Here is a 7,846-nt window from a genome sequence, read left to right on the forward strand (position 1 = left end):
ACCTGTCCCTGACATCGAGCACTGAGACCTTGCAAACGGGGAGGAGACCATATACGGATAAGCCAAAGGCGCATCCGCCACCACCGAGGTAACTCTTAACTACTCTCTTCGACCATATAATCCACGGTCGCCTTAATTTCCTCTTCGGAACAATCGCTGCACAAGCCCATGGCCGGCATGGCGTTGAAGCCGTTGATGGCATGGTCGTACAGGGTCTCGGTACCTTTGTCGATGCGGCTGGCCCAATCATCCGCGCTGCCCTGTTTGGGCGCGCCGGAGACGCCGGCGTCGTGGCAGGTGGCGCAAGCGCTGCCGTATATATCGGCCGGGTCACGGGGCTCGCCACTACTGGCGCTGGCTGCGGGCGCGGCGGCGCAGTCCTCACCGGCCATACAAACGTCGCCTACGGGCTCCAGGCGGGCCTTGATCGCCTCCGTTACTTCTTTGGACTGAGCCACCGCCAAAGCGGAGAGCAGGCTCAGACTGACAGCCACTAACAGGCTGATGCGTTTCTTGACTAGACTCACGGTGCTTGGTCCTCGTTATGGGAGGCGGTGCCTCGCTTGTGATGTTCGGTCCGGCGTAGAGCCGCGAGGGCGCATTATAGCCACAAGAGCGCCGGGCGCAAAGGTCAGTGGTTGACGGGTGGAGTTAGGGAGCCTCCGCGGAGGGTACCGCCCCGCCAATCAGCAGGTACTGGGTCAGGTTTCGGGTCCAGTGCTCCATCAGCTGGCGGAAGTGCCGGTAGTTGGTGGCCCGGCTGGTCCATTCCAGGCGGTTCGTCATCAGTCCGTCGGCCTCCCGGTGGTCGACAAATTGAGCGAGGGCCTCTCCCTCCGGCGTGCGCAGCACAAGGTCAAAGGTGGCATTGCCGGCATCCTGGGTGTAGTGGCGAGTGATGCCCGGCACGCTCAGGTCCGGCCCGTAGATGTTCAGGTCGCGCAGCCGGGGGGCGAGCACCAAGTCCGCCTCCTCGCGGTTTCCGGTCACCGTCACACCGGTCTGCTTCATGAGCCCCTCTTTTAGCGCCTCCTCAAGCAGGCGTGCATACTCGCGATGAATACGCTCCAGGTCCCGGTCGGTGTAATCGCCCCGGTGCTCTCTTAGCCAGTACTCGCTGAGGGTGACTTCGGCCGGTTCAACGAACACCGTGTCGAACCGGGGTATACGTTCCCCCTCGGCGACAAAGACGAAATCAAAATTTCCTTTGGCGGCGGGCTCTAACGTCTCATCGGCGACTGGAATATAAGGCCGCTGGCTACAGGCGGAGAGCGCCAAGGCGGCCGCCAACACGCAAGCCAGGGTAACGCCACGGGACAGGGTCGATTGCTGCATAGGGCCTCCAAATCAGACGGGTGCGCGGGCGCGAAACCTCAAGGGGAATATACGCTCATGCCTTTTTGTTGGACAAACGCCAAGCTCTGCGGTTGCGTAAAAAACCGTTTATACGTTGCATAAACTTGTTCAGGGATGGCGTTCGAAGTAGGCCTTTGCGGCACGGTTCACCTTCGGCGCCAGCAACAACGCTGAAATCATGGTGGGAATCGCCATGGTGGCGTAGAGTCCGTCGACCAAACCCACCACAGCCTTCAGGCTGACAATGCTGCCTAATATCACCAGGGCCGTGTAAATCCACACGTAGTGGTGCTGATGCTGCGCCCCCACTAGAAAGCCGAGACATTTGCTGCCGTAATACCAGAAGGTCAAAACGGTACTGAGGGAGAGAAGGGCCACCACCAGCGCCAACAGGTAGGCCCCAAAACCCGGAAAGGCGGTTTCAAAGGCCTGGGCCGTCAAGGTTACCCCATCGATGTCGCTGTCGACCTGCCAGCTGTCGGTCACCAGAATCGCCAGCGCCGTGCAGGTGCATACCAGAAGCGTGTCGATGACCGGGCCCATCATGGCCACCAGCCCTTCGCGCACGGGTTCTTTGGTTTTGGCGGCGCCATGGGCCATGGATTCGGTGCCAATGCCAGCTTCATTGGAGAAGGCACCCCGGCGCACGCCCATCAGTATGACGGTGCCGATGGCGCCTCCGGCGGCGGCCTGGCCGGAGAAGGCGTCGCTGACGATCAGGGCGAAGGCGGCGGGAATTTCGCCCGCATAGCGCACTAGCAGAATCACCGTCATGGTGAGGTAAATGAATACCATGGCCGGCACCAACCGGGAGGTGACGTGGCCCACCCGGCGAATGTGGCCGGTGATGACGAGCAGGACCAGCCCGGCGACGATCAGCCCAAGAATCAAGTCAAAGGTAAAATGGCTGTCGTTCGTGGCCAACCCCGCCGGGATGGCGACCACTTCGCGCATGATCTGAACTAGCTGATTGACCTGAAAGGCGGGCATGGTGCCCAGGAGGCCGGCCACGGCGAATAGGGCGGCCAGGGGCCACCAACGTTTGCCCAAGCCTTCGCGTACCACGTACATGGGGCCGCCCTGAAGCTGGCCGAGGCTGTCTTTGCCTCGGAACATGACGGCGAGGGTGCAGGTGTAAAATTTGGTGGCTACGCCGATAACGGCGGTGACCCACATCCAGAAGACGGCGCCGGGGCCGCCCATGGTGATGGCCAGGGCCACGCCGGCGATGTTGCCGAGCCCGAGGGTGCCGGAGAGGGCGGTGCTCAGCGCTTGGGCGTGGGGGATGTCGCCTTCGTCGTCGTGGTTGTCGTAGTAGCCCCAAAGAATGTGGATGCCGTGGCGGAAGTGGCGGTAGGGCAGCCCTTTGGAGTAGACCACAAAGAAGACGCCACCCCCGACCAACAGTATGACCAGGGGCATACCCCACATAAAACTCGCAAATGCCGTAAATACCGCTTCCATAAATATTCCCAGTCGTACTAGTCGTGTCCGGTCGGGGCGAGGTAGAGCCTTCGCAGACCCGCCGTGAACCCGTCCATGGGGGCTTCTCATCGGCATCCATGCCTCAGAGAGTCTGCGAAGGCTCTACCTCGCCCCGACCTCAGTGCCACATTTAACCGTCTAACCGTCGTGTAGGGTTGGTAAGCGCGCGGAGCGCGCGCCACCTACCAATTAACTCCCCGTCACCCACCACCCCTAAACTTCCTATCCATTCTCCAAATCTACTCCGCCGCAAACTCCCCCGCCTCATACCGCTTCAATACGGCTTTGGCGGCCTCGATCTCATTTTCATGCACCCACAGCGAGATGGTATTCCCCGCCGGCAGCTCCCCCGCCGCCCCGGGCAGATACTCCCCGCGAATCTCGCACTCAACTCCTTCGGATTCGAGCAACCCCTGGACCAGGTAGGCCTCGATGTTGTTCTCCGGCATGTAAATCTCGTGCATGGTTTGGCCCTCTATTCGCCGCTGTCGTTGAGGTAAGTGTCTTTCAGTTTCACATAGTTGCTCGCGGAGTAGCGGAAGAACTCCCGCTCGCTGTCTTTGAGCGGGCGGGCTTGCTTACAGGGTGAGCCTACGTAAAGGTAGCCGCTTTCGAGCCGCTTGCCCGGTGGGACAAGGGTGCCGGCGCCGATGATCACTTCATCTTCCACCACCGCGCCGTCCAGCACGGTGGACCCGATACCGACCAGCACGCGGTCGCCCACGGTGCAGCCGTGCAGGGTGGCGCAGTGCCCCACGGTGACGTCGTTGCCGATGGTCAGGGGGTAGCCGTCGGGGTTGTAGGGGCCGGCGTGGGTGATGTGGAGGACGGCGTTGTCTTGAATACTGGTGCGTTCGCCTATACGTATACGGTGCATGTCGCCCCGAATGACCGCGCAGGGCCAGACCGAGGCGTCGGCCCCGAGGGCGACGTCGCCAATGACCACGGCGGCCGGGTCCACATAGGCCCGCTGGCCGATTGTCGGCGTATAGCCTTGGTAGGCGCGAAGGCCTGGCGCCAGAGCGTCAGATGCACTCATAGAACGTTACCTCGTTCAGTCAGTCGTTAAACCTCGGGACCGGTGATTATGGCCCTATGGGTGTATCATGGTAGCGTTCCCCGCAGTTAAGCGCGAATATTGAGAGTGAATATTGGAGAAGACACCTATGGCCAACCCCTTGCTGGAAGCTCACGAACTGCCCCCGTTTTCCGCCATCAAACCGGAGCACGTGGAGCCGGCCATCCGTCAGTTGATTGAGGAGAATCGCGCCCACCGCGAGCAGCTGCTCAAGGGGCTAGAACAGCCCACTTGGGATAATTTCGTTGCGCCGCTGGAGGCGGAGGAGGATCGCCTGGAGCAAGCCTGGGCCCCGGTCAGCCATCTCAATGCCGTCTGCAACAACGAGGCAATGCGCGAAGCCTACAACGCCAGCGTGGCCCTGCTGACCGAACACAATACCGAAATCAGTCAGGACGAGCGCCTCTATGAGGCCTTCCAGGCTTTGGCAGACAGCGCCGAATACAAGCAGCTAAGCCAGGCGCAGCGGCAGGCGATCAATCATGCCCTGCGGGACTTTCGCCTTGGGGGTGTCACTCTCGAAGGCGAGGCCAAGAAGCGTTACGGTGAGATTAAAAAGCGCCTGTCGGAACTCTCCACTCAGTTCTCAAACAACGTGCTCGATGCCACCCAGGCTTGGTACAAACATTTTACCGACCCGGCCGATCTGCAGGGGCTGCCGAAGTCCGCGTTGGAGCAGGCCGCCCAGGCCGCTAAACAGAAAGAGTTGGACGGCTACGTTATTACGCTCGATATCCCGTCATTTTTGGCGGTGATGACTTACGCCGATGACCGAGCCCTTCGCCGCGAGGCCTACACCGCCTTCGTCACCCGCGCGTCGGCCGAGGGCCAGAAAGCCGATGGCAGTAGCGCCGCCGAATGGGACAATACCGCCATTATTGATGAAACCCTGGCATTGCGTCACGAACTGGCCAGACTGCTGGGCTTTAACAACTACGCCGAGCGGTCGCTGGCCAGCAAAATGGCCGACAGCACCGAACAGGTGATTGGTTTTCTGAACGAACTGGCTGACAAGTCCAAGCCCTTGGCGGAAAAAGACTTTGAGCAATTAAAAGCGTTCGCCGAACAAGAAGGCTGCACCGACCTACAAGCCTGGGACATGCCCTACTACAGTGAAAAACTGCGCCAAGCGGACTATGCGCTGTCTCAGGAAGACCTGCGGCCCTATTTCCCCGCCGAGCGGGTGATCACCGGTTTGTTTGAGGTGGTTAAACGCCTTTACGATATCGATATTATTCCCGTCGCCTCTTTCGATAGCTGGCATCCAGATGTGCGCTTTTATCAAATTTACAAAGACGGTGAGCACATCGCGGGCTTTTACTTCGACATCTTCGCCCGGGAAAACAAACGCGGCGGCGCCTGGATGGCCGACTGCCGCGTGCGTCGGCAAACCGACAGCGGCGTGCAGCGGCCAGTGGCCTTTTTGACGTGTAACTTCACCCCGCCCGTGGGCGAGAAACCCTCACTGCTCACCCACGACGAAGTGACCACCTTGTTTCACGAGTTCGGCCATGGCCTGCACCATATGCTGACGCAAATTAATGTGGCGGCGGTCAGCGGCATCAACGGCGTGGCCTGGGATGCGGTGGAGCTGCCCAGCCAGTTTCTGGAAAACTGGTGTTGGGAGCCGGACGTGGTACCGATGATTTCCGGCCACTACAAAACCGGAGAACCTCTGCCCCAAAGCCTGCTCGATAAACTCCTGGCGGCCAAAAACTTCCAGTCCGGCATGCAAATGTTGCGGCAACTGGAGTTTTCCCTGTTCGATTTTCGCCTGCACGCGGAGTACGACCCGGACAACCCCAAGGCGCCGCAGCAACTGCTGGATGAAGTGCGCGACCAGGTGGCGGTGGTTAAACCACCGGCATTCAACCGCTTTCAAAACAGTTTCGGCCACATTTTTGCCGGTGGCTACGCGGCGGGGTACTACAGCTACAAATGGGCCGAAGTGCTCTCCGCCGATGCGTTTTCCCGGTTTGAAGAAGAGGGCATTTTCAACCGCGAGACCGGCGAAAGCTTCCTGAAGGAAATCCTCCAACAAGGCGGCAGCCGCCCACCGATGGAGCTGTTCGTCAACTTTCGCGGCCGCGAACCCAGCATACAGCCGTTGCTGCGCCACAGCGGCATTGACGAAGAGGCCGCCTGATTCATGGCATTCAGCAAAACGCCCCGGTTCATCGCCGGGGCCATCTGCCCCCGCTGCTCCGCCATGGACCGCATCCGCGTCTACAACGACGAGGAGGGTAGGGACTTCCGCGAATGCGTCAGCTGCGGCTTCAAGCAAGAGCAGCACATCCAGCCCCAGTACCGCGAACCCGAAACCCGCGTCAACACCACCGAGGAAGAACGCAAAGCCCAAGAGCAGGTCGTAAAAATCATTCCCCCTGACGACAAGTGACCACTCACTTATTCTAAAGCCCGCAAGACGGAGCGGCCTAACGCCTCGGGCCCGTAGGGTGCGGTAAGCGCGAAGCGCGCCACCCACCATGCCACCTTGCAATCCCCACCCCAGCTGATACCTTTATCAAACAACCCAATCAGCCCCAGCTGGTGTGGGGTTGAGTGATTTAATTTTGAATGTCTCGCTAGGTGACACAACAATGGCTGCCAAGCAGAAAACATCCTCCCGTTCCCAATGGTCCCAGAAGGTGACAGAGAAGAGCGACGCCCTGGACTTGGACGAAGGCGTTTTCACGTGGAAAGATCCAAAGAAGATTGCGCAGTCGCTCAAAGACTCCGCCGAATCGAGCGATCGCCGCAAGGCCAACCCCTTTCAGTCAGCCATGTCCATGCTGGTGTTCTACATCAATCGCGCCGGTAAGCAACTGGATGAAGAGCAGCTGACCGTTTTAGAGGACGCCAAACACGAGCTACGAGTACTCTACGGAAAAGAATAGCGCGCCAGAAAGCCGTTAATCAACCAAGGTATCCAACGGGCTCCGAGTCCCCGCATAGTGCTGCCCCAACACATGGGTATAAATCTGTGTGGTCTTCACATCGTTGTGACCCAGCAGCTCCTGAACACTGCGAATGTCATAGCCGCTTTCCAGCAAATGCGTTGCGAAGGAATGCCGAAAAGTGTGGCAGTTGACTCTTTTATTGCCGATGCCGGCGGCTCTAACCGCTCGCTGCAATGACTTGCGGATAACCGATTCATGGACATGATGGCGACACGTAACGCCGGTAGAGGGGTGCTGGCAAAGCCCCGAGGAGGGAAAAATAAACATCCAGGCTGGTGTACGATAACCACTCGGGTACTTCTTTCCCAGTGCTCCGGGCATCGAGGGCCCTATGCCGCCGGTGTTATCCTCCTCCTGAATAGTCAAAGCAGCCTCGATCTGTTGCTGCAAAGCCGACACAACGGAGGCACTCAACAGTGTCTGCCGGTCCTTATTGCCCTTGCCGTCACGCACAGTCAGGGAAAGGCGATCAAAGCAGACATCCTGGACACGAAGCCGAAGGCACTCGGTCACCCTGAGCCCGCTACCGTATAACAACGAAATAATGAGTCGGTCCCTACCGGGAAGATGCTGAAGAATCAGACCAACCTCCCTCTTGGTCAACGTTGTAGGCAAATGCCGCTGCTTGGTAGCGAGCTTAAAGTCCAGCTCACCAAGGTCTGCTTTGAGCACCTTGTGATAGAGAAAAACGAGGGAGTTGAGCGCCACTTTTTGAGTATTGACCGCAACATCCTTTTTGGTGGCAAGCCATGTCAAGAACGCTTTGACTTCGGGCGCGCCCATATTGCTGGGATGCTTTTTTCCGTGAAACAGAATAAAGCGGTAGATCCAAAACAAGTAAGTCTTCTCGGTTCGAATACTGTAGCCACGCAAACGAACTTCGCCCCGAACCATTTCCAAAAAAGGCTCTTCGTAAATTCCTGTGGAAATCCAGTATAATTTCGGCCTAAACGTAGAGACTATTTCG

At 58.8% G+C, this 7,846-nt stretch carries 9 protein-coding genes; 3 read left to right on the forward strand and 6 right to left on the reverse strand.

All coding sequences use genetic code 11. The features are described 5' to 3' along the window. Nucleotides 1–95: 95 nt before the first annotated feature. The 5 genes from AAE514_RS17990 to AAE514_RS18010 all read right to left on the reverse strand — a co-directional run bounded on the left by AAE514_RS17990 (nucleotide 96) and on the right by AAE514_RS18010 (nucleotide 3,880). Entirely contained in the window at nucleotides 96–527 is a 432-nt protein-coding gene (locus AAE514_RS17990) for a c-type cytochrome (protein WP_347332952.1), read from the reverse strand. 124 nt (nucleotides 528–651) lie between these two features. Beyond that, a complete protein-coding gene (locus tag AAE514_RS17995) occupies nucleotides 652–1,335 on the reverse strand; it encodes a hypothetical protein (RefSeq protein ID WP_347332953.1) in 684 nt (227 codons plus the stop codon). A gap of 129 nt (nucleotides 1,336–1,464) precedes the next feature. Next, a complete protein-coding gene (locus AAE514_RS18000; protein WP_347332954.1) occupies nucleotides 1,465–2,820 on the reverse strand; it encodes an alanine/glycine:cation symporter family protein in 1,356 nt (451 codons plus the stop codon). Between the two features lie 260 nt (nucleotides 2,821–3,080). Further along, nucleotides 3,081–3,305: a putative signal transducing protein gene (locus tag AAE514_RS18005; protein ID WP_347332955.1), complete on the reverse strand. Its 225-nt coding sequence runs from the start codon at nucleotides 3,303–3,305 to the stop codon at nucleotides 3,081–3,083. A gap of 11 nt (nucleotides 3,306–3,316) precedes the next feature. Then, the gene (locus AAE514_RS18010) at nucleotides 3,317–3,880 is read right to left on the reverse strand and encodes a gamma carbonic anhydrase family protein (protein ID WP_347332956.1); all 564 of its coding nucleotides are present in this window, start codon (nucleotides 3,878–3,880) and stop codon (nucleotides 3,317–3,319) included. A gap of 127 nt (nucleotides 3,881–4,007) precedes the next feature. On the opposite strand from AAE514_RS18010, the gene prlC reads away from it, so the two are divergent. From prlC to AAE514_RS18025, 3 genes are all read left to right on the forward strand, one after another. Then, complete coding sequence (prlC, locus tag AAE514_RS18015) at nucleotides 4,008–6,065, forward strand: oligopeptidase A (protein ID WP_347332957.1); 2,058 nt, start codon at nucleotides 4,008–4,010, stop codon at nucleotides 6,063–6,065. Nucleotides 6,066–6,068: 3 nt separating this feature from the next. Continuing rightward, a complete protein-coding gene (locus tag AAE514_RS18020; RefSeq protein ID WP_347332958.1) occupies nucleotides 6,069–6,317 on the forward strand; it encodes a YheV family putative zinc ribbon protein in 249 nt (82 codons plus the stop codon). Between the two features lie 202 nt (nucleotides 6,318–6,519). Then, nucleotides 6,520–6,816 carry a DUF3175 domain-containing protein gene (locus tag AAE514_RS18025; protein WP_347332959.1) on the forward strand — a complete coding sequence of 99 codons (297 nt, stop codon included), beginning with the start codon at nucleotides 6,520–6,522 and terminating at the stop codon, nucleotides 6,814–6,816. A gap of 15 nt (nucleotides 6,817–6,831) precedes the next feature. Here AAE514_RS18025 and AAE514_RS18030 read toward each other — a convergent pair. Next, the coding region (locus AAE514_RS18030) for an integron integrase (RefSeq protein WP_347332960.1) at nucleotides 6,832–7,846 on the reverse strand (1,015 nt) is incomplete at its 5' end.

Origin of the sequence: Marinimicrobium locisalis, from assembly GCF_039822625.1 — a bacterium.
GTDB classification, from domain to species: domain Bacteria; phylum Pseudomonadota; class Gammaproteobacteria; order Pseudomonadales; family Cellvibrionaceae; genus Marinimicrobium; species Marinimicrobium locisalis.